The following is a 21,663-nucleotide window of genomic DNA, read 5'->3' as shown; positions in this document are numbered from 1 at the left end:
CTAGTGGTTTATACTTAGAACTAGGGTAAACGCTTAGAGGGTTTTCCCGGCATTCGCGGCAGTTGAGATGCATGCCGCCAGTGATTGTTGAGCGTCTCAGTAAGGAAGTTCACCATGCGCCAAGCAATCTATTCCCTGATCGATTTCATCCAGCAAGCCCGCAACGCCGAGCTCGAAATCGCCAACCAGTAATCCGGTTGGAGGCAGGTGCGCCCTGAAGCGCGCCCACCGATGCGATCGCCCCATTGCCGATGATGGCCTTGGGGCTTTTGTGTTTCTGGGCGCCGGGCTGCCCTGTAGCCCTGGCTACAGGCCCAGCACCAGCCTGCCGCTCCTGGCGCGCGAGCAGCAGCTCATCATCTTGGTGCAGGCCGCGCGCTCGCCGCGCGTGAGCACCATGTCGCGGTGGTCCACCTCGCCTGCGAGCACGGGCACTTCGCAGGACCCGCACAGCCCTTCCCGGCAGTCGCTTTGCACTTCGATCTTCGCGCTGCGCAGGGCGTCCAGCAGCGTCTGGTCGTTGCGCACCTGCAGCACGAGGCCCGAGGCGCGCAGTTCCACCTCGAAGCCCTGCTCCCTGGCAGGGTCCAGCGCCCCCACGGTGGAGACGAAATGCTCCACGCGCATGCTGTCCTCGGGCCAGTGGCGGCTGGCGGCCTCCAGGCCGTCCAGCAGGCGCGCCGGTCCGCAGGCATGGATGCGGGCTCCGGCGCGCGGCGTGGCCAGCAGGGCGGCGTAGTCGGCGCGCCGGCCTTCCTCCGCCACGTACAGATGCAGACTGGCGCCATGCTCGGCCAGCAGCGGCGCCAGCAGCGCCATGGCCGCGCGGCGCCGGCCGCTGTAGTGGATTTCATAGGACAGGCCCAGCGCCCTGGCGCGCCGTGCCATGGCCGAGATGGGCGTGATGCCGATGCCGCCGGCCACCAGGATCAGGTGGCTGGCGCCTTCGTCCAGCGGGAAATGGTTGCGCGGGCCCCGCACCTGTACGGTGGCGCCGCGGTGCAGATGCTCGTGCACCCAGGCCGAGCCGCCACGGCCGTTGGCCTCGCGCAGCACGGCAATCTCGTAGCTGCCGGTGTCCTGCGGGTCGCCGCACAGCGAGTACTGGCGTGACAGGCCCGTGTCGCCGCATTGCAGGTCGATGTGCGAGCCCGGCGTCCAGCGCGGCAGGGCGTGTCCGTCGGCGGCCTTCAGGCGCAGGCGCAGCACGCCTTCGGCGGCGGCCTCGGCCTCGGCCACGACCATGGGCCGGCTGGCGCCGCCCTGCAGGGCTTCGCCGATGCGCACGGGCTGGCGCGCCTGCAGCAGGGCGGGACGGGCGCGCTCGGGGTTGAGGGCCGGGTCCCACTCCACCCACAGGTGCTCGGGGCCCCGGAACGAGGTGTTGGGCACGTAGGTGAACCGCTGCTCGGCCAGCCGCATGTGGGGCAGGCGGCGCGTGAACTCCTCCAGGAAGATCTGCATCTCCATGCGCGCCAGGTTCTTGCCCATGCACTGGTGCGAGCCATAGCCGAAGGTCAGGTGGTCGCCGGCGTTGTCGCGGTGGATGTCGAAGAAGTCGGCATCGGCGAAATGCCGCTCGTCGTGGTTGGCCGACGAGGTCACGATGAGCAGCTTCGAGCCCGCCGGCACGGCCACGCCGCCGATCACCACGTCGCGCGTGGCCAGGCGCCGCCAGGCGGCCACCGAGCCGTTGTGGCGCAGGCATTCCTCCACGGCATTGGGGATCAGCGCGGGGTTCTCGCAGATCTGCTTCCAGGCGCCGGGATGCTGCAGCAGCAGCTTGACGGCGTTGGCCGTGGCATTGGCCGTGGTCTCGTGCGCGGCCACGATGCCGGCCATCATCATGGAGTGCAGGTAGGAGTCGGTGACGACCTCGGGAAGCTCCTTTTGCTTGCGTATGCCGTATTGCATCCAGCCCGGCGCATCGGGGTTCTCGCGCATCTTGGCCAGCACCTTGCCGGCCAGCTGCCAGAAGTTGCCCACCGCATGGGCCACGGCCACCTGCTGCTCGGGCCGGGGCCGGCCCCAGGTGTTGACGGTGTGGGCGATGGAGTACTCGCGCAGCCGGTCCATGTCCTCCTCGGGCACGCCGAGAAAGTGCAGGGCCACGGTCAGCGGCACCTCCCACAGCATCTGGTCCACGAGGTCGGCACGGCCGTCGTCGATGAAGCGGTCCACATAGGCGCGCGCCAGCTCGCGCACCATGGGCTCGTGGTGGCGCAGCTCCTCGGGCGTGAACGGGTCCATCAGCGCACGGCGGCGCGGCATGTGGGCGGGCTCGTCCTCGTTGACCAGGGTGCGGTTCAGCGCGAAGCCGTAGGAGGCCAGCACGGCATTGGCCTCCTCGCCCGTGGGCGTGATCTTCTCCAGCGCGATCGAGGGACTGAAGGCGATGTTGTCGCGGAACACCGCCTTGATGTCGTCGAAGCGCGTGACCACCCAGTAGCCCAGTTGCGGGCTGTAGAACACCGGCTCCTGCTCGCGCGCCCAGCGCACGTATTCGGGCGGGTCCTGCTGGTAGCCGTCGCTGAACGGGTCGAAGGCCGCGGCACCTGCGCTGACGGGGCAGCCCGTGGGGCCGGTCTGGCCGCTGGGCTGGCGGTGGTCGAAGGGGCAGCGCGCGGAGGCTGGCGCAGAGCCGGACGCAAAGGCGGACGGGGCGGCGTTGGAGGCGGCGGAGGCAGTCATGGCAGGTTCGCAGGCAGGCGCGGAGGGTCAATCCAAAGTGATGTTCTGGTCGCGGATCAGCTGGTGCCAGCGCGTGCTTTCGCTGGCCAGCAGCGCGGCGAACTGCTCGGGCGTGTTGCCCACGGGCTCCACGCCGAAATCCACGAGCTTCTGGCGCACGGCGGGCTCGTTGATCGCGGCCACGACCTGCCTGTGCAGGGCCGCGATGACCGGGGCCGGGGTCCTGGCGGGTGCCACCAGTCCCACCAGGGCGGCGGCCTGCACCTTGGGCAGGCCCAGTTCGGCGAAGGTGGGCACGTCGGGCAACTGGGGCAGGCGCGTGGCGTTGGCCACGGCCAGCGGGCGGACCTTGCCGCCCTTGATGAAGCCTGCGCCCGCGGCCAGGTCCACCATCATCACGGGCACCTGGCCGCCGGCCACGTCGCCCAGCGCCGGCGCCGCGCCCTTGTAGGGCGCGTGCACCAGCTTCAGGCCGGCCTCCACCCTGAGCAGTTCCATGGCCAGGTGGTGCGGACTGCCGGCGCCGGCCGAGGCGTAGTTCACGCCGTCCTTGCCGGTACGCGCCTGGGCCAGGAAGTCTTTGGCCGTGACCGCTGCCATGCCGGGGCCGGCCACCAGGATCATCGGGAAGCGGCCCATCAGCGTGACCGGCGCGAAGTCCCTGGCGGGGTTGTAGCTCAGGCTCTTGTAGAGCACGGGATTGAAGACCAGGGTGCCGTTGTCGGCCGACAGCACGGTGTAGCCATCGGCGGCGGCACGCGCGGTTTCCGAGGCGCCTATGGCCGTGTTGCCGCCCGGGCGGTTGTCCACCACGATGGGCTGGTGCACCTGGCCGCCCCAGGCCTGGCCTATGGTGCGGGCCAGGAAGTCCGAGCCGCCGCCGGCTGCGTAGGGAACGATCCAGCGCACGTTCCTGCTGGGGAATCCGTCCTGGGCCAGTGCGCCGGGCAGGGCGGTGGCCGATAGCAGGCCTGCGGCCAGTGTGGTGAGAAAGAGGCGCTTGTGCATGGGGCTTGTCTCCGGTGAGGCCTGGGTGGAATCCATGGAATCTTGGTTTGCGTAATTTTTCTACGCATTGCGTAAAAACACCGCCCGGGATTACCCGCAAGCTGCGGCACAATGCCCCGCCAGCCCTTAAAACAGGCCTTTCCAGACCCGCCCTGCCGCCATGACTTCCACTGTTGCCTCCGAGATTGACGAGCCCGCGCCGCCGCGCGAAAGGCGCCAGCGCGTGCAGGCCGCCGAGACCTGCCTGGCCGTGCTCAAGGCCCTGGCCACGCTGGGCGGACGCGCCAGCCTCACGGCCATCGCGGGCGCGGTGGCGGAAAGCCCGGCCAAGGTCCACCGCTACCTGGCCAGCCTGATGGCCGAGGGGCTGGTGGAGCAGGACCGTGGCGGCACGCAGTACGCGCTGGCGGCCGAGGCCATGCGCGTGGGCCTGGCCGCCATGCGACAGTCCGACCCCATCCGCCTGGCCGAGCCGGCTCTATTGCACCTGCGCGAGGCCTTGCAGGTCACCAGCTTCGTGGCCGTGATGGGCAACCTGGGCCCGACCATCGTGCGCTTCGAGGAGCCGGGCCTGCCGGTCACCGTCAATGTGCGCGTGGGCTCGGTGATGTCGCTGCTGTGGTCGGCCACGGGGCGCGCCTTCTTCGCCTTCATGGACGACGATGCCCGCGTGGATGCGCTGCTGGCCCGTGAGCTGGCCGAGGCGCCGGCCGCGCGGCGCGCGCTGCTCGATGGCGCGGACCCGCTGGGCACGCTGCGCCGCGAGATCCGCGCTGCGGGCTGCGCCTCGGTGCGCGACGTCAACCTGCCGGGCATCAGCGCCGTGGCGGCGCCGCTGCACGACTACACGGGCCATGTGGTGGGCGTGCTGTGCGCGCTGGGCGCCAGCGGCGGCTTCGACCCGGACCCGCAGGGCGCGGTGGCCCGGGCCCTGCGCGCCGAAGCGGCGCGCGTCAGCGCCTCGCTGGGCCATCTGTCCGGCTGAGGCCCGGCTGAAGCCCGGTTGAGGCCTGCAGCCCGCTGCCGCTACGGCGTCACCAGCGTGTAGGCCATGCGCACGCGCTGCATGTCGCGGCCCAGGCGGCGGCTTTCGGGCAGGCGGCGCACCCAGGCCAGCTGTTTCACGGTGCGCGCCATCAGGGCGCGGGTTTCGGGTTCCATGGACTGCACGAAATCCTGCCAGGCCGCGCGCGCGGCCGGCATGGCGCCGGCCTGCGCCAGTATCCAGGCCGTGGAGTGGGCATAGCACAGGGCATCGCGCACGCGGCACAGCGGCAGGGGCAGGTGGGCGGCGGGGTCGTCCTCGAAGTCGATGAAGCCGATCACGCCGTCTGCACAGCAGACCATGTTGCGCGCAAAGGCCTGGCTCAGGCAGTCGCCGCTGCCATGCACCTGCTGCAGTGTCTGCAGGCCCTGCAGCCACAGCGCCAGCGTGCTGCCGTCGCCCCGGGGCAGGGCGGCCTCCATGGCATTGCCCAGCGAGGGTGCCTCCACGCCGGGGCTGCCCAGGTGGCGCATGGCAAAGCCGTGCTCGCACTCGGCCAGCACGGCAGGCACGCGCAGGCCGCGCTGCGCCAGCTGGCGCAGGCGGCGTACCTCGGTGCGGATGGCTTCGTGTCCGCCGGGATTGGGCACGGGCCGCAGCACGGGCAGGCGCAGACACAAGGCGAGCAGGGCCAGCGCGCGATAGCGCCATGCCGGGTTGCTGGCGCCCGCGCGCTTGACCCAGATGGTTTCGTCTTCCCGGTCATAGCGCTGGATGCTGAGGGGCTGGCTCAGCACATGGGCGCGCAAAAAGGCGTCGTAGTCTGGCGGCTCGGGAGGCGGGACGGCGGAGGACGGTTCGGACACGGCAGGCTCTGGAAAGTGAGTGGCTGGCGCGCAACGCCAGCCGGATGCGGCAATTGTGCCGTGCCAGGACTTGCCGCTTGCGCCGGCCGGCGGTGGCGCCAGGGTTTGCACTGCGGCAAGGCCGGTGGATTTGCCGCCCGGCAGCCGGAAAATTGAGACAATCGTTTCATCTTTAGCAGTGCCGAAAACCATTCATGAACACAGAAGACAGTGGCAAGCTGGTGGCCGCCCTGGTGCGCGGCATCTCCGTACTCCAGTGCTTTTCCAACAAGCACCAGGAACTCAGCGCCCGTGAACTGATGGACATGACGGGCCTGCCCAAGCCCACGCTGTTCCGCCTGATCGACACCCTGTGCGAACTGAACCTGATGCGCTACTCCGAGCGCCTGTCCAAGTACGTGCCGGGCGTGGGGCTGCTGAACCTGTCCTCGCCCGTGCTGGCGCGCATGCACATGCGCCAGTTCGCGCGGCCGCACATGCAGGAGCTGGCCAACCACCTGGAAGGCCAGATCCAGCTGGCCGTGGGGCATGGCCGCCAGCTGTGCCTGGTGGAGCTGGCCAACGGCCTGACCAACAAGGTCTTCCTGCCCGAGATCGGCGTGCACATCTCGCTGTCGCGCACCGCCACGGGCCGCGCCTACCTGCTGAGCCTGCCCGAGGCCGAGCGCGAGGCCTTCATCGCGGAACTGCAGGCCGACGATCCCGCACGCGCCCAGCAACTGCGCGAGCGGCTCGACGATGCGCGGCGCGACCTGGCCGAGCACGGCTTTTGCCGCAGTCATGGCGACCTGCACCGCGAGATCCAGTCCATCGCCGTGCCCATGACTACGGCCCAGGACGGCGAGTACTGGGTGTTCTCGGTGTCGCTGCCCATCTACAGCCCGCAGAGCCGCGCGCTGGAAAGCGATGCCGGGCCGCGCCTGATCACGCTGGTGCGCCTGGTCGAGGGCATGCTGGGCGCCTCCAGCCTTTCGTGAATCAGCGGGCGCTGCGCCAGACTTCCTGCGCGCGCCCTGCGCTCACCTTCTCCAGCACGCTGGCGGTGTCGGAGCCTGCGGCATTTGCAGGACCCGGTGCATAGGCCTGGCCGTCAAAGCGCGGCGCGGGGCTGGCCTGCAGGGCGCCGCCTTCGGGCTGCAGATAGACGCCACGCGCCTGCAGGTGCGGGTGGCTGGCGGCTTCCACAGGGCTGAGCACGGCGCCGAAGCAGGCATCGCTGCCTTCCAGCAGGCCTTGCCAGTGCGCGCGGGGCCGGGAGGCGAACAGCGTCTGCAGCTGCGCGCGCCGCGCGGGCCAGGCGGCGCGGTCCCACTGGGGGCCCTGGAACGCTGCGGCACCGGCCAGGCCCAGCCTGTCCAGCAGCAGGGCGTGGAACTGCGGCTCGATGGCGCCCACGGTGATGAAGCCGCCATCGGCACAGGCATAGGTTTCGTAGAACGGCGCACTGTCGTGGATGCTGTGGCCGCGCTCGTCGGCCACCAGGCCGCGCTGGCGCGCATGCAGCATGAGGTTGAGCATGTGCGCCGCACCATCGACGATGGCCGCGTCCACCACCGTGCCGCGACCCGTGGCGCGTGCCTGCACGATGCCGGCCAGCAGCCCCGTCATCAGGTACATGGCGCCGCCGCCGATGTCGCCCAGCGTGGCAAAGGGCGAGACCGGCCGGGCATCGGCCGGCGCGCACCCCCACAGCGCGCCCGAGACGGCGGCATAGTTGTTGTCGTGGCCGGCAGCCCGGGCCAGCGGACCGTCCTGACCCCAGCCCGTCATGCGACCATAGACCAGGCGCGGGTTGAGGGCCTGGCAGGCCTCGGGTCCCAGGCCCAGGCGCTCCATGGCGCCGGGCCGCATGCCCTCGATCAGCGCATCGGCATCGCGCACCAGGGCCAGCACCAGGTCACGCCCTTCGGGCGACTTGAGATCGGCGAACACCGAGCGCTTGCCGCGCGACAGCGCGGAGGCGCCCGCAGCAGGTCCGGCATCGGGCCGCACGATGGACACCACATCGGCCCCCAGGTCCGCCAGATGCATGGCGCAGAACGGCCCCGGGCCGATGCCGCCAATCTCCAGCACGCGCACGCTGTCCAGCACCTTCATGGCGTCTCCGTCGAAAACAGTTCAGTCGAGTTGCAGCTGGCGGCTGGTGATCAGCGCGCCCCAGCTCTTGCGGTCGTTGTCCACCAGCTGGGTGAACTGCGCCTGCGGCATGCCGCCGGGGCGGCCGCCCAGCTCGCGGTAGCGGCGCGCCACCTCGGGGTCCCGGAGCACGGCGACAAGGCCGTCGGTGAGCTTGCGCACCACGGCGGGCGGCGTCTGCGCGGGCAGGAAGAAACCCATCCAGCCGACCTTGTCGAAGTCCTGCAGGCCCAGTTCGGTGGTGGTGGGCACGTTGGGCAGCTCGGGCTCGCGCTGCGCGCCCGTCACGGCGATGGGATGCAGCTTGCCCGCCTTGATGTGCACCAGCGAGGCCGTGAGGTTGTCGAACATGAACTGCGTCTCTCCCGACACGATGGCCGCCGTGGCCGGTGCCGAGCCGCGGTAGGGCACATGCACCACGTCCACGCCCGTGCGCTCGCGCAGCAGCTCGCCCATCAGGTGCGTGGTCTGGCCCACGCCGGCCGAAGAGAACGACAGCTTGCCCGGCGCCTGCCGCGCGGCCTTGAGCAGATCCTCCAGCGAGCGCACCGGCGATGCCTGCGGCACGACCAGCACGTTGGAGAACGAGATCATGTCCGTCAGCGCCACGAAGTCCTCGGGCCGGTAGGGCAGCTTCTTGTAGGCCGTGTAGTTGATGGCGTTGGAGCCCGTGTTGCCCACCAGCACCGTATAGCCGTCCGGCTGCGCGCGTGCCACCTGGCTGGCGCCTATGGAGCCGCCCGCGCCCGGCTTGTTGTCCACGATGACGGGCTGGCCCAGCCGCTCGGCCAGCTTTTGCGCCAGCAGTCGCGCGGGAATATCGGTCGAGCCGCCCGCCGCGCCTGGCACGACCAGGGTGATGGGCCGCGTGGGCCAGGCGTCGGCTGCAATGGCGGCCGTGGCGCACAGCCATGCGGCAGCGGCCAGCGTAAGGCGTTTGAACATGGTGTCTCCTCTGTGCGCCTTGGGTTTGGCGAGGCGCGGAAAGCGCTCAGCGAGGACTCATGCGGATGGCACCGTCCAGGCGGATGGTTTCTCCGTTGAGCATGGGGTTCTCCAGGATGTGCAGAGCCGTCATCGCGTACTCGGGCGGCTGGCCCAGGCGTGCGGGGTGGGGCACGGACGCGGCCAGCGACTGGCGGATGTTCTCGGGCAGTTTGGCCAGGATGGGCGTATCGAACAGGCCCGGCGCGATGGTGCACACGCGGATCATCCTGGTGGCCAGGTCGCGCGCCGCCACCAGGGTCATGCCGATGATGCCGGCCTTGGCCGAGGCATAGGGGATCTGGCCGATCTGCCCTTCGTAGCCTGCCACCGAGGCCGTCAGCACGCAGGCGCCGCGCTCGCCGTCCACCACCTCGTTGCGCGCCATGCTGGCTGCGGCCAGGCGCAGCGTGTTGAAGGTGCCGATCAGGTTGACGCGCACGATGTTCGTATATTTGTCCAGCGAGCCCGGGCTGCCGTCCTTCTCCACCAGCCGCAGCGGCCCACCCACGCCCGCGCAGTGCACCAGGGCGCGGAATTCGCCGAAGTCCTCGGCGGCGGCAATGGCGGCAGCCATCTGGTCGGCGTCGGCCACGTCGGCCTTCACGAAGCGCAGGCGGCTGCCGTGGCGCTGGCGGGCGGCGTCCACCATGGCCGCGCCGCGCTCCTCGTTCAGGTCCACCACCACCACGTTCAGGCCGCGTTCCAGCAGCGCCTGTGCCGATGCCTCGCCCAGGCCCGATACGCCGCCCGTCACCAGGGCCGTCATGTTCTCTTGCAGTTGCATGGATGTGTCTCCCGTGCCTGGCTCACAGGCGTTCGATGATGGTGGCGTTGGCCATGCCGCCGGCCTCGCACATGGATTGCAGGCCATAGCGCGCGCCGCTGTCCTCCAGCGCGTGCAGCATGGTGGTCATCAGGCGGATGCCCGAGGCCCCCAGCGGATGGCCCAGGGCGATGGCGCCGCCGCGCGGGTTCAGGCGCTCGGGGTCGGCGCCCAGTTCCCTCAGCTCTTTCAGCCAGGCCAGGGGCACGGAGGCAAAGGCCTCGTTGATCTCGCAGTGGTCCATCTGCTCCAGCCGCATGCCGGCCTTGGCCAGCACGCGCCGCGTGGCGGGAATGGGGGCCGTGAGCATGTACAGCGGATCGTCGCCCACCACGTCCAGCGCCACGAAGCGTGCACGCGGGCGCAGGCCCAGTTGCTGGGCGCGCTTCTCGCTCATCAGCAGCATGGCACTGGCGCCGTCGGTCATCTGCGAGGCATTGCCCGCCGTGGTGTGCCAGCGGATCTGCGGAAAGCGCGCCGACAGCTCGTCGTTCTGGAACACGGCCTTGAGCGCGCCCAGCTTCTGCGCCGTGGTGCCCGGGCGGATGGTCTCGTCGGCCGTGACGCGGCCGGCAGGCGTGGTGATGCCCACGATCTCGCGCTCGAAACGCCCGGCCGACTGGGCCGCATGGGCGCGCTGGTGCGAGCGCGCGGCATAGGCATCCAGTTCCTCGCGGCCCAGGCCCCAGCGCGCGGCCACGAGGTCGGCCGACACGCCCTGGCCCACCAGCCCCGGCGCAAAGCGCGCATCGAAGCGTGCGCCCGTGGTGTTCTGCCCCATGCGCGAGCTGCCCATGGGCACGCGGCTCATGGACTCCACGCCGCAGGCGATCACCATGTCCTGCGTGCCCGACATGATGGCCTGCACGGCAAAGTGCACCGCCTGCTGGCTGGAGCCGCACTTGCGGTCGATGGTGGTGGACGGCACATGGGCCGGCAGGCCCGCAGCCAGCCAGGCCAGGCGGCCCGGCGTGCCGGCCTGCTCTCCGGCCTGGCTCACGCAGCCGGTTATCACATCGTCCACCGCGCCGGGGTCGATGCGGTTGCGCTGCACAAGCTGCTCCAGCACCTGGCTGAGCAGATCGACGGGATGGAGCTGGGCCAGGGCGCCATCGGGCTTGGCCCGGGCCATGGGACTGCGGATGGCATCGACGATGACGGGTGTGTTCATGTGGATTTAATGAGACTGGAGGTTCATGAAATGAATGATAAGTCTCGAAATTTGCATTGAACAAAGCGTTTTCCCGGATGAAAAACCGCGCGCAAACAAAAATACTTGCTGAAAACCCGATGAATTCGAGACGTGGGATTCAAAAAAGCAAAGGAGACAGGCGTGCATGACTTTCACAGCTGGGCCGATGCCCGGCCCGACCGCGTTGCGCTGACCATGGGCGACAGCGGCCAGCAGCACACGGCGGGCGCGCTGGCGCAGCGCTCGCGCGAGGTGGCGCAGTGGATGGCCGGGCAGGGCCTGGCGGCCGGCGACACGGTGGCCGTGCTGATGGAAAACCGCGTGGAGATCCTGGAGCTGGTGCTGGCCGCGCGCCTGGCGGGCCTGTACGCGGTGGTCATCAGCACCCACCTGACGGCGCCCGAGGTGGCCTACATCCTGGGCGACAGCGGGGCGCGCCATGTCTTTGCCTCGGCCGCCACGGCGGCGCAACTGCCGGCCGCACTGGCCGCCTCCGTGCATTCGGTGGACGGGGACTGCGCATCCAAGGGGCTGCCGTCGCTGGCCGATGCCCTGGCCGCCTGGCGCGCGCAGGCGCCCGCGCCCATCGACCTGTCGGGCCGCCCGCTGGGGCGCGACCTGCTTTATTCCTCCGGCACCACGGGCCGGCCCAAGGGCATCAAGAAGGCGCTGCCGGCGGCGCTCTACCGCACGCAGGCCGACCCCGAATTCCTGGCCTGGCAGCGCAACATGGGCTTTGATGCCGACGCGGTCTACCTCTCGCCCGCGCCGCTGTACCACGCAGCGCCGCTGCGCTACTGCCTGCGCACGCTGGACGGCGGCGGCGCGGTGGTGATCACGGCGCGCTTCGACGCCCAGCAGGCGCTGGCGATGATCGAGCGCTACCGCATCACCCACAGCCAGTGGGTGCCGACCATGCTGGGCCGCCTGCTGCAGCTGCCCGAGGAGGTGCGGCACGGCTACGACCTGTCCAGCCACCGATGCGCCATCCATGCGGCCGCACCCTGCCCGGTGGCCGTCAAGCAGGCGCTGCTGGACTGGTGGGGCGACATCCTGCTGGAGTACTACGCAGGCTCCGAAGGCTGCGGCATCACCCTGATCAACTCCGCCGAATGGCGCCGGCGTCCAGGCTCCGTGGGCCGCGCCAGCTACGGGCGGCTGCGCATCGTGGGCGACGACGGGCAGGAGCTGCCTGCGGGCCAGATCGGCCGCGTGTTCTTCTCGGACGTGGCGCCCTTTGCCTACCTCAACGACCCCGCCAAGACCCGCGAGGCCATCGACGAGCGCGGCTGGGCCACCTATGGCGACCTGGGCCATGTGGACGAGGAGGGCTACCTGTTCCTCAGCGACCGGCGGGCCGACCTCATCCTGTCGGGCGGCGTCAACCTCTATCCGCAGGAGATAGAGAACGCGCTGGCCACGCACCCGGCCGTGCAGGAGGTGGCCGTGGTCGGCGTGCCCGAGCCCGACTTCGGTGAGCAGCCCATGGCCGTGGTCGTGCTGCGCCAGGGCCATGCGGCCAGTGCCGAGATGGCGCGCGCCATCGTCGCCGAGGCCGGCGCCACGCTGTCGCGCCTCAAGCGCCCGCAGCGCCTGCAGTTCGTGGACGAGCTGCCGCGCCTGCCCACGGGCAAGCTGCTGCGCCGCGTGCTCAAGGACAGGCTGCGCGAGCAGCCCCACGCGGGCTTCAACCTGCGCAGCGCCTGAACGGCCCTTCACCGTCTTTCCTCATCGACCACCACCGGATACCGACCCATGCAAGACCTGACCGAGCGCTCCGTCTACCGCGAAGACCATGAACAGTTCCGCGAGCAGGCCCGCCGCTTCTTCGAGCGCGAGATCGTGCCCCACCATGCCGAATGGGAGCGCCAGGGCATCGTGCCCAAGGAGGTCTGGCGCAAGGCCGGGCGCGAGGGCCTGCTCAACCCCATGCTGCCCGAGCCCTACGGCGGCGGCGGCGACTTCGGCCATGCGGCCGTGCTGCTGGAGGAGATCGCGCGCACGGGCGCCAGCGGGCTGGGATTTCCGCTGCATTCGGACATCGTCGCGCCCTACATCCATGCCTATGGCAGCAAGGCGCAGAAGGACCGCTGGCTGCCGCGCATGGCCGCGGGCGAGCTGGTCGGCGCCATCGCCATGACCGAACCCGGCGCGGGCAGCGACCTCAAGTCCGTGCGCACCACGGCGCGGCGCGAGGGAGATCACTACCTGCTCAACGGCCAGAAGACCTTCATCACCAACGGCATCAATTCGGAGCTGGTCATCGTCGTCGCCAAGACCGCGCCCGAGATGGGCGCCAAGGGCGTGTCCCTGATCGTGGTCGAGGACGGCATGCCCGGCTTCTCCAAGGGCCGCAAGCTCGAGAAGATCGGCCTCATGGCGCAGGACACCTCGGAGCTGTTCTTCGACAACGTGCGCGTGCCGGCCGACCACCTGCTGGGCGAGGAGAACGCCGGCTTCAGGTACCTCATGCACGAACTGGCCCAGGAGCGCCTGGTGGTGGCCGTGCGCGCGGCCGCCTCCATCGAGGCCTTCCTGCACAAGACCATTGCCTACACGCGCGAGCGCAAGGCCTTCGGCCAGCCGGTGTTCGACTTCCAGAACACGCGCTTCAAGCTGGCCGAGGCCAAGGCCCAGGCCACCATGCTGCGCGTCTTCGTGGACGACTGCATCGCCCTGCACCTGCGCCGCGCGCTCGCACCCGACCGCGCGGCCATGGTCAAGCTCAATGCCACGGCGCTGCAAAACCGCCTGCTCGACGAATTCCTGCAACTGCACGGCGGCTACGGCTACATGACCGAATACCAGATCGGCCGCGCCTGGACCGATGCGCGCATAGGGCGCATCTACGGGGGGAGCGACGAGATCATGAAGGAGATCATCGCCAGGACTCTTTGAACCCCCTGAGCCGCTGCGCGGCTTCGCCCTCTCTACTCGCTTCGCGAGGGAGGGGGACGGCGCCATCGCCGCGAGGCGGCTCTTGCTCGGCGCCCCTGGCTTTGGGCCGCGCCCGTCTCAGGGGTCACGGGCGATCGGGGCGGCTGGGCTTTCGGGGGCAAGTTCCGACCGGGCGCCACGGACATGGCGGCGCGGCTACACTGCGGGCCATTCATTCGAGGGGCTGGCCGTGGCCGGTTCCTTCTCCCTGTTTTCCCCAGAGATTTCCGCCATGTCCAACGACGCCCATGAAGCCACCGCCCTGCCCGACGAGCCTGCCCTGACGCCCGAGGCGCTGGAGGAACTCGACGATCTGCTCGACGAGCTGCGCACGCGCGGCGAGGAGATTCCGCAGTGGGAGTTCTGCGACGGTTTCCTGACGGCGCTGATCTGCACGCGCCGCGAGGTGCCGGCCGCCGAGTGGCTGCCCATGCTGCTGGGCGACGGCGGCACGCTGGAGGCGGCCGAGGGCCAGCCGCTGCCGCTGATGGAAGTGTTCAAGGACGCGGCGCAGCAGGCGCGCTTTCTGGAGCTGGTGGGCCTGCGCATGGACGAGGTCCGCACCCAGCTGGACGCCGACGTGAAGACGTTGGAGGACGACCGCACATTCCAGCCCGAGGCCATGGACATGCGCGGCGCCATCCTGTCGCTGCCCGAGGAAGAGCGTCCCGATGACGGCGAGATCCCTTCGTTCGGCCAGATCTGGGCGCTGGGCTTCATGTTCGTGGTCGAGAACTGGGCCGAGGAATGGGCCGCCCCGCGCGACAAGGAAGCCGCCGGCTGGCTCAACGAGGCACTCAACGCCGTCGTGGCCCTGACCGAGGACGACACCGGCAAGCCCGAAGTCTGCATGTACGACGAGGACGGCCCCGCCAGCACCAGCCAGGAGCGCGTGGAGCAGTTCGGCGAGGCCATCTGGGCGCTGTACGACCTGCGCCAGATCTGGAAGAGCATGGGCCCGCGCCAGGAAACCATCGTCAAGGGCGAGCAGCCGGGCCGCAACGACCCCTGCCCCTGCGGTAGCGGCAAGAAGTTCAAGAAGTGCCACGGCGCCTGAGCGCCCGCGCCACAGGCTTTGGATGCACGGGCCATGAGACATATCGGTGAACGCATACGCGCCCGCCGCGCCGAACTGGGCATGACCCAGGGCCGGCTGGCCGAGGCGGCGGGCATCACGGCCTCGGCCGTCTCGCAGATCGAATCGGGGGCCATTCGCACCCTCAAGAACGACACCCTGGCCCGCGTGGCCCTGGCGCTGCAGACCACGGCGCTGGAGCTGACGGCCGGGCTGGAAGACGACAACGCGCCGCTGCCCGTGGACGAGCAGCGCCTGCTGGAAAGCTACCGCGCCCTGCCTGCACCGCTGCAGGAGATCGCGCACAAGCTCATAAAAGCCTTGCGCTGATCAGCGCATTGAGACGCTGCAGGGCATGGACCATGGTGGCCTGGCGCACGGCGGCGCGGTCGCCGTCAAAGCGCAGGCATTCGCTGTGCGTGGCACCGTACACGTTCCAGCCGAACCAGACCGTGCCCACGGGCTTGGCGGCGCTGCCGCCTCCCGGCCCGGCCACGCCTGTCACGGCCACGCTGCACTGCGCGCGTGAATGGGCGACGGCGCCCTCGGCCATGGCGCGCGCCACGGGCTCGCTCACGGCGCCGTGTTCGGCGATCAGCGCCTCGGGCACGCCCAGCAGGTCGTGCTTGGCCGCGTTGGAGTAGCTCACAAAGCCGCGCTCGAACCATTCGCTGGACCCGGCACGATCCGTGCAGGCCGCGGCGATCATGCCGCCCGTGCAGCTCTCGGCCGTGGCCAGCATCCAGCCGCGCTGCAGCAGCAGGCCGGCCAGGGTGTCGACGAGTTCGTTCGATGCGTTCATGCCAGCTCCTTCAGCCGATGAAATGGCGCCACAGGGCGATGACCAGCAGCGTGCAGAAGGCGGCCACCAGGTCATCGAACATGATCCCCCAGCCGCCGCGCCAGCCGAAGCCCTTGAAACACCGGTCCGCCCATTTGACGGGCTGGGGCTTGGCGGCGTCGAAGAAGCGGAACAGCGCAAAGGCGATGAGCTGGCCCCAGAAACCCGTGGGCATGACCAGCCACAGCACCAGCCAGAAGGCCACGATCTCGTCCCAGACCAGGTTGCCCGGGTCGGCCACGCGCATGTGGCGCGCCGTGACCGTGCAGGCCCACCAGCCCAGGGGAATGCTGCCCGCGATCAGCAGGCCGATCTGCTGGGGCGTGAACCAGTGCTGCAGCAGCAGGAAGGACAGCCAGGCCCACAGCGTGCCCACGGTGCCGGGCGCGATGCGCCCCAGCCCCGAGCCCAGCCCCATGGCGATGAAGTGGGCCGGGTGGGACATCATGAATTCCAGCGTGGGGCGAGCCATGCCGCCCTGCGGCGGGCCTTCCGGTGGGCGCGCCGCAGAGGCAAAGGTGGGGGTAGCAGGATCGCCGGAAACCTCCGGCCGCAGCGGCGCGTCACTCATGGGGCGAGATCATAAGCGCGGCCCTGGTGCTTCACTGACGCTCTTCGACCGCCAGATCCTGCGGATGGCGGATCTGGTGGCGGGCCTCGAAGCCGGCGCTGGCGCCAGCGGCCAGCGGCTGCTGCCAGGCGATCATGCCGTTGCGGTCGTTCCAGCGCGTGGTGGCCGGCTGCGGGTTGTATTGGGACTGCACGCGGATCTGCTCGTTGCGCGAGACGGGTGCGGCGTCCACCACCTGCAGTTCGATGGCGCGGTCATGGCGGTTGTCCACCTGGAAGCGCCGCGTGACCTGGCGTTCGGTGCTGCTGCCGAGCAGGCCGCCGCTGCCCGTGGCCGAGTCCACGGGCAGGTTGCGCACCACCACCTTGTCGTCACGGCCGAAAGACAGGCCCTGGGCCAGCGCGGTGGCGTTGCCGAAGTCCAGCCGGCCCTGGCCGGCGAAGGCGCCGTCGCGGAACAGGGCCACGGGGCCTGCGGGCCAGACACCGGCCGGCACGGCCAGCTGGGCCACCAGGTAGGCGGCCTCTTCCACGGCGGGCGCCGTGCGCGTGAGCAGGGTGGCCGGCAGGTTCTGCGAGCCCAGGGCCAGGGTCACGCGCTCGCTGCTGGAGGGCACGCTGATGCGGTAGGGCACGGAGAACTGCGTGGCGTAGGCGGTGTTGAGGCTGGCGACATCGAGCACCGGCAGTTCGGCGGCCTCGCCGGCCGCCCCGGGCTTGCGGGCGCGCTCCAGCATCATCGCAGGGGCCGCCGGGGCCGGCGCTGCCGCAGGGGCCATGGCGGCCACGGGGCGGGGCCGTTCCACATCCAGCGTCCAGGGATTGGGCAGGCGCGCCTGCGTGCTGCGCGAAGGCTGGCCGGTGGACAGCAGCAGCTGCACCTGGCTCCAGTCCTCGCCGCTGTTCTGGGCCACCAGGGCCAGGCGTTCGATGGCCACGGTGCCCTTGGCCGGGTCCAGCTGGGCGCGGTAGGTGGGCTGCCAGCTCGGGCCGCGCACCTGGTAGGTCAGCTGCACGTTCGCGTCGGCCGGGCTGGCCAGTTGCACGGTGACCTTCATCACCTGGGCGTTGCCCGCGCCCGTGCGGTCGCGTTCGAGCTGCAGCGGCCTGAGCTGCTCCTGCAGCGCCTGCTTTTGCCGCAGGATCTGGTGGGCGCGCAGCGTGTTGCCGCGGCTGGTGCTGCGCAGCGCCTCGGTGGCGGCGCCCAGCTGGCTGGCGGCGGGCAGGGCAGGGGCTTTGGCGTCATCGCCGGGCTTGGCCAGGCCTTGCAGGTAGTCGCCCACCAGCTTGGCGGCGGACTCGTCGGCCTCCAGCGCGGCCAGCTGGTCTTCCAGCGTGCGGATCTGCTGCTCCAGCGGGCTGGCGCAGGCCTTGGAGGCCAGTTCGCGCGGCTGCGACTGCAGCTTGTAGTCGCCCAGGCGCACGCCGGCATCGGCGCTGACCTGCAGGCTCTGCGGGTCGATGGAGCCGGGCAGGCACTCGAACACCAGCTGTCGCGTGGCGGCCGTGATGCGCGCCGTGCGCTCCACCGAGGCCACGCCCGCATACAGGGTGACCCGCGCGATGGGGGCGCGGGCGATGGTGGCTTCCTGGGCTTGTGCCTGGGCCTGGACCTGGACCGGGGTGCCTGCCAGCAGGAAGCAGGCGGCGGCCAGGGCAGAGAGGGCGGGCAGGGCGGAGCGTTGAACCATGGGCAGTCCTTCTCGGATGAAAGTGGTTTGGCGCGGCGTCAGGCCGCGGCGAAGTGGTCGAATGAGGTCCACCGGGGCGCCATGGCCGCACCGTCCGGGCCGATCAGCCGCAGGCCGGGCTGCTCCTCGATGCAGCCGATGCGCGTGACGCGCGTGGCGCTGTCGCGGCCTGCGGCCTGCACGGCATCGCGCCGGTCGGCCGGGGCCGTGAAGCACAGCTCGTAGTCGTCGCCGCCGGACAGGGTGCACTGGTGCAGCAGGTCGATGGCCAGGGGCGCCTGCTGGCCGGCATCGAGCAGCGGCGTGACCAGGCGCGTGTCCAGGCTGGCGCCCACGCGGGATTGCTCGAGGATGTGGCCCAGGTCGCCCAGCAGGCCGTCGCTCACATCCAGCGCACTGCTGGCAATGCCGCGCAGCGCCTGGCCCAGTGCCACGCGCGGCGTGGGCGCTTCCAGGCGCTGGCGCGCGGCGGCCAGCGTGCCGGGTGGCAGGCTGGTGTGGCCCAGCAGGGCTTCCAGCGCCAGGCGGGCATCGCCCAGGCTGCCGCTGACCCAGATGTCGTCGCCCGCGCGCGCACCGCTGCGCAGCAGGGCCTGGCCGGGCGGCACCTCGCCGAAGACGGTGATGCAGATGTTCAAGGGCCCCTGGGTGGTGTCGCCGCCGACCAGCTCGCAGCCGTGGGCGTCGGCCAGCGCCAGCAGGCCGGCCGCAAACGCCTCGGTCCAGGCCGCATCGGCGCGCGGCAGGGACAGGGCCAGCGTGAAGGCCAGCGGGCGCGCGCCGCAGGCCGCCAGGTCTGACAGGTTCACGGCCAGGGATTTGTGGCCCAGCAGGCGCGGGTCCACGTCGGCGAAGAAATGCCGGCCCTCGACCAGCATGTCGCTGGAGACGGCCAGCTGCATGCCCGGCGCCGGGGCGAGCAGGGCGCAGTCATCGCCCACGCCCAGGGCGGCGCGGCGCACGGGGCGCTGGAAGAAGCGGCGGATCAGGTCGAATTCACCCACGGTGGCGGCTTTCGGATGCGTTTGGTGATCGGGCTATTGTGCTGCGAGGTTCGTGCTGCCCCGTTTCATGCGGTCTCGCCCGCACCGGGCCGGTGCTCCAGCGCCAGCGCGTGGAAGGCCTGGGCGGCCGGCGACAGGCTGCGCTGGCGCCTGCGCACCAGGTACAGGTCGCGCCGGCGGTCGGCATCGGCCAGCGGGCGCGTCACCAGGCCGGGCTGCACGAAGTGGAACAGCGCCAGCGCGGGCACCACGCTGATGCCCAGGCCCGCGCGCACCATGCCCATCACGGTGGCCAGGTGTTCCACTTCCAGCAAGGTGTTGAGGGGCGGGGCCTGCTCCTGCGATTCCAGGTACTGGCGCACGCTGCTGTGGCGCGCGAGCTGGATGAAGGGCTGGTCCCGCAGGTCGGCCATGGTCGGCGCGGGCAGGGCCGCCAGCGCATGGTCGGCGCGGCAGACCAGGTGCAGCCGGTCGGCGCAGAACCATTCGGCCTGCAGCTCCTCGGTGTCGGCGCGGATGGCGGCCAGCGCCAGGTCGGCCTGGCCCGAGGCCACCTGGGCGATGCAGGACTCGGACAGCAGGTCCGACACCTGCAGCTGTATGCCCGGATGGCGCGCATGGAACAGCGCCAGCACGGGCGGCAGCCAGGCCGCCGCCAGCGAAGGCAGCAGGGCGATGGACACGCGCCCGCGCTGCAGCGCCGCCGCCTCGCGCAGGCCGTGCACGGCATCGCCCAGGTCGGCGCGTATGCGCTGCGCGGCATCGAGGAACTGCGCCCCCTCCTGCGTCAGCGCCACATGGCGCGTGCTGCGGTCGAACAGCCGCACGCCCACGCCGTCTTCCAGGCCCTTGATCAGGGCGCTGAAGGCCGGCTGCGACAGATGGCAGCGCTGCGCGGCCAGCGTGAAGCTGCTGAGCTGGGCCAGGGCGATGAAGGCATCGAGCTGGCGGGAGGAGATATTCATCGGGTTTTTGGATGAGTTGATTCGAATAATCGATTTCACAGATTAGCAGCCCTTGCCTACATTGGCCTGCATGGACCACCTGGAAACCTTCTTTGCCCCGGACAAGCCCCCGCTGTGGGTGGGCTGCGCAGCCGGCTTCTCGGGCGACCGCACCGATGCCGCCGCGCCCGTGGTGCGCGCCCTGGCGGCCAGCGGCCAGAGCGCCTGCCTGATCTTCGAGACCCTGGCCGAGCGCACGCTGGCGCTGGCCCAGCTCGCGCGGCGCGAGCAGCCCGACGCCGGCTACGAGCCCCTGCTGGAGGACCTGCTGGAGCCCGTGCTGGCCGATTGCCTGGCGCATGGCATACGCATCGTCAGCAACTTCGGTGCGGCGAATCCCGAAGGCGCGGCGCGCTGCATCCAGCGGCTGGCGCAGCGCCTGGGCCTGCGCGTGCCGCGCATCGCCGTGGTGCATGGCGACGATGTCAGCGGCCCGGCGTACCGCGGGGCACTGCGGGCCGCGCTGGGCGCGGAGTTTCCCGAGGATTCGCTGGTCAGTGCCAATGCCTACATCGGCGCGCGCGCGATTGCCGAGGCCCTGCAGGCCGGCGCCGAGATCGTGGTGGCCGGCCGCGTGTCCGACCCCTCGCTGACCCTGGGTCCGGCCATGGCGCATTTCGACTGGGCCTGGGACGACTGGGACCGCCTGGCGCGCGCCACCATGGCAGGCCACCTGCTGGAATGCGGCGCCCAGGTCACGGGCGGCTACTTCGCCGACCCGGGCTTCAAGGACGTGCAGGGCCTGGCGCGGCTGGGCTATCCCATCGCCATCATCGAGCCCTCGGGCGACTGCACCATCACCAAGCCCGAAGGCACGGGCGGCCTGGTCAGCGAACGCACGGTCAAGGAACAACTGCTGTACGAGGTGCACGACCCGGCCGCCTACCTGACGCCCGACGTGGTGGCCGACCTGTCCGAGGCCGAGGTGCACCAGGTGGGGCCTGAGGCCGTGCGCCTGAGCGGCGTGCGCGGCCATGCGCACAACGGCCACTACAAGGTCAATGTCTGCCATGCCTCGGGCTGGCTGGCCGAGGGCGAGATCTCCTATGCCGGCCCGCGCGCCCTGGAGCGCGCCCGGCTGGCCGGCGAGGTGCTGCGCGAGCGCCTGGGCGGCGAGGCCGCTGGCGACCTGCGCCTGGACTGGATCGGCGTGGCCAGCGTGCTGGGCGACGACGCCGGCCGCTGGCGCGACGCGCAGCCGGCCGGCGCAGCCGCCCCCCAGGACGTGCGCCTGCGCGCCGCCTGGCTGCGCCCCACGCAGGCCCAGGCGCGGCGCCTGCCGCGCGAGGTCAATGCGCTGTACACCTGCGGGCCGGCCGGTGGCGGCGGCGTGCGCACGGCGCTGCGCGCGCGGCTGGGCACGGTGTCCTGCCTGCTGGCGCAGCAGAGCATCGCCACCGGATGGAAGTGGGCCGAGGGAGATGTCGATAAAGGGGTCGAGAAAGAGGCCGGGGAGCACGCCGCATGAACACACTGCAGACCACGATGCCCGTCACCGTACCGCTGTACCGCCTGGCGCACGGGCGCACGGGGGACAAGGGCAACCGCTCCAACATCAGCCTCATCGCCTGGAATGCCGCCTGCTGGCCCGTGCTGGTGGAGCAGATCACCGAAGAGCGCGTGGCCGCGCACTTCGCCGCCCGGGGCCCGGCGCGCGTGCAGCGCTTCGTGCTGCAGCGCCTGCAGGCCATGAACTGGGTGCTGGACGCGGTGCTGGACGGCGGCGTCAACGACGCGCTCAACCTCGACAGCCACGGCAAGGCGCTGTCGTACTGGCTGCTGCAGATGCAGGTCCAGGTGCCGGCCTCGCTGCTGCCCCACCTGGCGCCGGAGTAGCCGGCAGGACCCGCCCG

General features: G+C 70.7%; 20 protein-coding genes. 8 read left to right on the top strand and 12 right to left on the bottom strand.

The window, feature by feature from the left end; translation table 11 throughout:
• Positions 1 to 306: 306 nt before the first annotated feature.
• Positions 307 to 2,691 carry a cytochrome P450/oxidoreductase gene (locus tag ACFPFG_RS17685; RefSeq protein WP_380107627.1) on the bottom strand — a complete coding sequence of 795 codons (2,385 nt, stop codon included), beginning with the start codon at positions 2,689 to 2,691 and terminating at the stop codon, positions 307 to 309.
• Between the two features lie 27 nt (positions 2,692 to 2,718).
• Entirely contained in the window at positions 2,719 to 3,699 is a 981-nt protein-coding gene (locus tag ACFPFG_RS17680) for a Bug family tripartite tricarboxylate transporter substrate binding protein (RefSeq protein WP_380107625.1), read from the bottom strand.
• A gap of 160 nt (positions 3,700 to 3,859) precedes the next feature.
• On the opposite strand from ACFPFG_RS17680, the gene ACFPFG_RS17675 reads away from it, so the two are divergent.
• Entirely contained in the window at positions 3,860 to 4,684 is an 825-nt protein-coding gene (locus ACFPFG_RS17675) for an IclR family transcriptional regulator (protein WP_380107624.1), read from the top strand.
• Between the two features lie 41 nt (positions 4,685 to 4,725).
• On the opposite strand, the gene ACFPFG_RS17670 is transcribed toward ACFPFG_RS17675, so the two are convergent.
• Positions 4,726 to 5,550: a BUD32 family EKC/KEOPS complex subunit gene (locus tag ACFPFG_RS17670; protein WP_312378084.1), complete on the bottom strand. Its 825-nt coding sequence runs from the start codon at positions 5,548 to 5,550 to the stop codon at positions 4,726 to 4,728.
• Positions 5,551 to 5,744: 194 nt separating this feature from the next.
• Here ACFPFG_RS17670 and ACFPFG_RS17665 point away from each other — a divergent pair, with 194 nt between their 5' ends.
• Positions 5,745 to 6,527, top strand: a complete 783-nt coding sequence (locus tag ACFPFG_RS17665) for an IclR family transcriptional regulator (RefSeq protein WP_312378086.1) — start codon at positions 5,745 to 5,747, stop codon at positions 6,525 to 6,527.
• Between the two features lies 1 nt (position 6,528).
• Here the strand turns inward: ACFPFG_RS17665 and ACFPFG_RS17660 are convergent, their stop codons facing one another.
• The 4 genes from ACFPFG_RS17660 to ACFPFG_RS17645 are packed head-to-tail and all read right to left on the bottom strand — an operon-like array spanning position 6,529 to position 10,667.
• Positions 6,529 to 7,647: a CaiB/BaiF CoA transferase family protein gene (locus tag ACFPFG_RS17660; protein WP_380107621.1), complete on the bottom strand. Its 1,119-nt coding sequence runs from the start codon at positions 7,645 to 7,647 to the stop codon at positions 6,529 to 6,531.
• Between the two features lie 21 nt (positions 7,648 to 7,668).
• Positions 7,669 to 8,631 carry a Bug family tripartite tricarboxylate transporter substrate binding protein gene (locus ACFPFG_RS17655; RefSeq protein WP_183020697.1) on the bottom strand — a complete coding sequence of 321 codons (963 nt, stop codon included), beginning with the start codon at positions 8,629 to 8,631 and terminating at the stop codon, positions 7,669 to 7,671.
• A 46-nt stretch (positions 8,632 to 8,677) separates the two neighbouring features.
• On the bottom strand, positions 8,678 to 9,457 hold the full coding sequence (locus ACFPFG_RS17650; protein ID WP_183020698.1) for an SDR family NAD(P)-dependent oxidoreductase: 780 nt from the start codon (positions 9,455 to 9,457) through the stop codon (positions 8,678 to 8,680).
• Between the two features lie 22 nt (positions 9,458 to 9,479).
• Positions 9,480 to 10,667: a thiolase family protein gene (locus tag ACFPFG_RS17645; protein WP_183020699.1), complete on the bottom strand. Its 1,188-nt coding sequence runs from the start codon at positions 10,665 to 10,667 to the stop codon at positions 9,480 to 9,482.
• A 162-nt stretch (positions 10,668 to 10,829) separates the two neighbouring features.
• Here ACFPFG_RS17645 and ACFPFG_RS17640 point away from each other — a divergent pair, with 162 nt between their 5' ends.
• From ACFPFG_RS17640 to ACFPFG_RS17625, 4 genes are all read left to right on the top strand, one after another.
• Positions 10,830 to 12,395, top strand: coding sequence for an AMP-binding protein (locus tag ACFPFG_RS17640; protein ID WP_380107618.1), 1,566 nt, complete (start codon positions 10,830 to 10,832; stop codon positions 12,393 to 12,395).
• A gap of 48 nt (positions 12,396 to 12,443) precedes the next feature.
• On the top strand, positions 12,444 to 13,586 hold the full coding sequence (locus tag ACFPFG_RS17635) for an acyl-CoA dehydrogenase family protein (RefSeq protein ID WP_380107616.1): 1,143 nt from the start codon (positions 12,444 to 12,446) through the stop codon (positions 13,584 to 13,586).
• Between the two features lie 271 nt (positions 13,587 to 13,857).
• Positions 13,858 to 14,682: a YecA/YgfB family protein gene (locus ACFPFG_RS17630; protein ID WP_313238165.1), complete on the top strand. Its 825-nt coding sequence runs from the start codon at positions 13,858 to 13,860 to the stop codon at positions 14,680 to 14,682.
• Positions 14,683 to 14,715: 33 nt separating this feature from the next.
• Positions 14,716 to 15,030 (top strand): helix-turn-helix domain-containing protein, encoded by a 315-nt coding sequence (locus ACFPFG_RS17625; RefSeq protein WP_034389565.1) that lies wholly within the window; start codon positions 14,716 to 14,718, stop codon positions 15,028 to 15,030.
• Here the strand turns inward: ACFPFG_RS17625 and ACFPFG_RS17620 are convergent.
• The 5 genes from ACFPFG_RS17620 to ACFPFG_RS17600 all read right to left on the bottom strand — a co-directional run bounded on the left by ACFPFG_RS17620 (position 15,011) and on the right by ACFPFG_RS17600 (position 19,771).
• Positions 15,011 to 15,502 carry a CinA family protein gene (locus tag ACFPFG_RS17620; RefSeq protein ID WP_197954087.1) on the bottom strand — a complete coding sequence of 164 codons (492 nt, stop codon included), beginning with the start codon at positions 15,500 to 15,502 and terminating at the stop codon, positions 15,011 to 15,013. The genes ACFPFG_RS17625 and ACFPFG_RS17620 overlap by 20 nt on opposite strands.
• Before the next feature lie 10 nt (positions 15,503 to 15,512).
• Entirely contained in the window at positions 15,513 to 16,013 is a 501-nt protein-coding gene (locus tag ACFPFG_RS17615; protein ID WP_012202641.1) for a phosphatidylglycerophosphatase A family protein, read from the bottom strand.
• Positions 16,014 to 16,143: 130 nt separating this feature from the next.
• A complete protein-coding gene (locus tag ACFPFG_RS17610) occupies positions 16,144 to 17,802 on the bottom strand; it encodes a DUF4139 domain-containing protein (RefSeq protein ID WP_312378102.1) in 1,659 nt (552 codons plus the stop codon).
• A gap of 38 nt (positions 17,803 to 17,840) precedes the next feature.
• A complete protein-coding gene (thiL, locus tag ACFPFG_RS17605; RefSeq protein WP_380107613.1) occupies positions 17,841 to 18,806 on the bottom strand; it encodes a thiamine-phosphate kinase in 966 nt (321 codons plus the stop codon).
• Between the two features lie 65 nt (positions 18,807 to 18,871).
• Positions 18,872 to 19,771 (bottom strand): LysR family transcriptional regulator, encoded by a 900-nt coding sequence (locus ACFPFG_RS17600; RefSeq protein WP_312378106.1) that lies wholly within the window; start codon positions 19,769 to 19,771, stop codon positions 18,872 to 18,874.
• A 70-nt stretch (positions 19,772 to 19,841) separates the two neighbouring features.
• Here ACFPFG_RS17600 and ACFPFG_RS17595 point away from each other — a divergent pair, with 70 nt between their 5' ends.
• Positions 19,842 to 21,278: an acyclic terpene utilization AtuA family protein gene (locus ACFPFG_RS17595; RefSeq protein WP_380107611.1), complete on the top strand. Its 1,437-nt coding sequence runs from the start codon at positions 19,842 to 19,844 to the stop codon at positions 21,276 to 21,278.
• Positions 21,275 to 21,646 (top strand): AtuA-related protein, encoded by a 372-nt coding sequence (locus ACFPFG_RS17590; RefSeq protein ID WP_380107609.1) that lies wholly within the window; start codon positions 21,275 to 21,277, stop codon positions 21,644 to 21,646. The genes ACFPFG_RS17595 and ACFPFG_RS17590 overlap by 4 nt, the downstream gene beginning before the upstream one ends.
• Positions 21,647 to 21,663 lie beyond the last annotated feature (17 nt).

This window comes from Delftia deserti, assembly GCF_042653485.1.
GTDB classification, from domain to species: Bacteria; Pseudomonadota; Gammaproteobacteria; order Burkholderiales; family Burkholderiaceae_C; genus Comamonas; species Comamonas acidovorans.
The sequence above is the reverse complement of the archived record's forward strand: the minus strand, read 5'-3'. Positions and strand labels throughout refer to the sequence as shown.

Coding starts and splice junctions, on each gene's coding strand:
- ACFPFG_RS17675 (WP_380107624.1), top strand. CDS start 3,860: ATGACTTCCACTGTTGCCTCCGAGATTGACGAGCCCGCGCCGCCGCGC.
- ACFPFG_RS17665 (WP_312378086.1), top strand. CDS start 5,745: ATGAACACAGAAGACAGTGGCAAGCTGGTGGCCGCCCTGGTGCGCGGC.
- ACFPFG_RS17635 (WP_380107616.1), top strand. CDS start 12,444: ATGCAAGACCTGACCGAGCGCTCCGTCTACCGCGAAGACCATGAACAG.
- ACFPFG_RS17620 (WP_197954087.1), bottom strand. CDS start 15,502: ATGAACGCATCGAACGAACTCGTCGACACCCTGGCCGGCCTGCTGCTG.
- ACFPFG_RS17625 (WP_034389565.1), top strand. CDS start 14,716: ATGAGACATATCGGTGAACGCATACGCGCCCGCCGCGCCGAACTGGGC.
- ACFPFG_RS17595 (WP_380107611.1), top strand. CDS start 19,842: ATGGACCACCTGGAAACCTTCTTTGCCCCGGACAAGCCCCCGCTGTGG.
- ACFPFG_RS17685 (WP_380107627.1), bottom strand. CDS start 2,691: ATGACTGCCTCCGCCGCCTCCAACGCCGCCCCGTCCGCCTTTGCGTCC.
- ACFPFG_RS17600 (WP_312378106.1), bottom strand. CDS start 19,771: ATGAATATCTCCTCCCGCCAGCTCGATGCCTTCATCGCCCTGGCCCAG.
- ACFPFG_RS17610 (WP_312378102.1), bottom strand. CDS start 17,802: ATGGTTCAACGCTCCGCCCTGCCCGCCCTCTCTGCCCTGGCCGCCGCC.
- ACFPFG_RS17630 (WP_313238165.1), top strand. CDS start 13,858: ATGTCCAACGACGCCCATGAAGCCACCGCCCTGCCCGACGAGCCTGCC.
- ACFPFG_RS17590 (WP_380107609.1), top strand. CDS start 21,275: ATGAACACACTGCAGACCACGATGCCCGTCACCGTACCGCTGTACCGC.
- ACFPFG_RS17680 (WP_380107625.1), bottom strand. CDS start 3,699: ATGCACAAGCGCCTCTTTCTCACCACACTGGCCGCAGGCCTGCTATCG.
- ACFPFG_RS17615 (WP_012202641.1), bottom strand. CDS start 16,013: ATGGCTCGCCCCACGCTGGAATTCATGATGTCCCACCCGGCCCACTTC.
- ACFPFG_RS17645 (WP_183020699.1), bottom strand. CDS start 10,667: ATGAACACACCCGTCATCGTCGATGCCATCCGCAGTCCCATGGCCCGG.
- ACFPFG_RS17655 (WP_183020697.1), bottom strand. CDS start 8,631: ATGTTCAAACGCCTTACGCTGGCCGCTGCCGCATGGCTGTGCGCCACG.
- ACFPFG_RS17650 (WP_183020698.1), bottom strand. CDS start 9,457: ATGCAACTGCAAGAGAACATGACGGCCCTGGTGACGGGCGGCGTATCG.
- ACFPFG_RS17660 (WP_380107621.1), bottom strand. CDS start 7,647: ATGAAGGTGCTGGACAGCGTGCGCGTGCTGGAGATTGGCGGCATCGGC.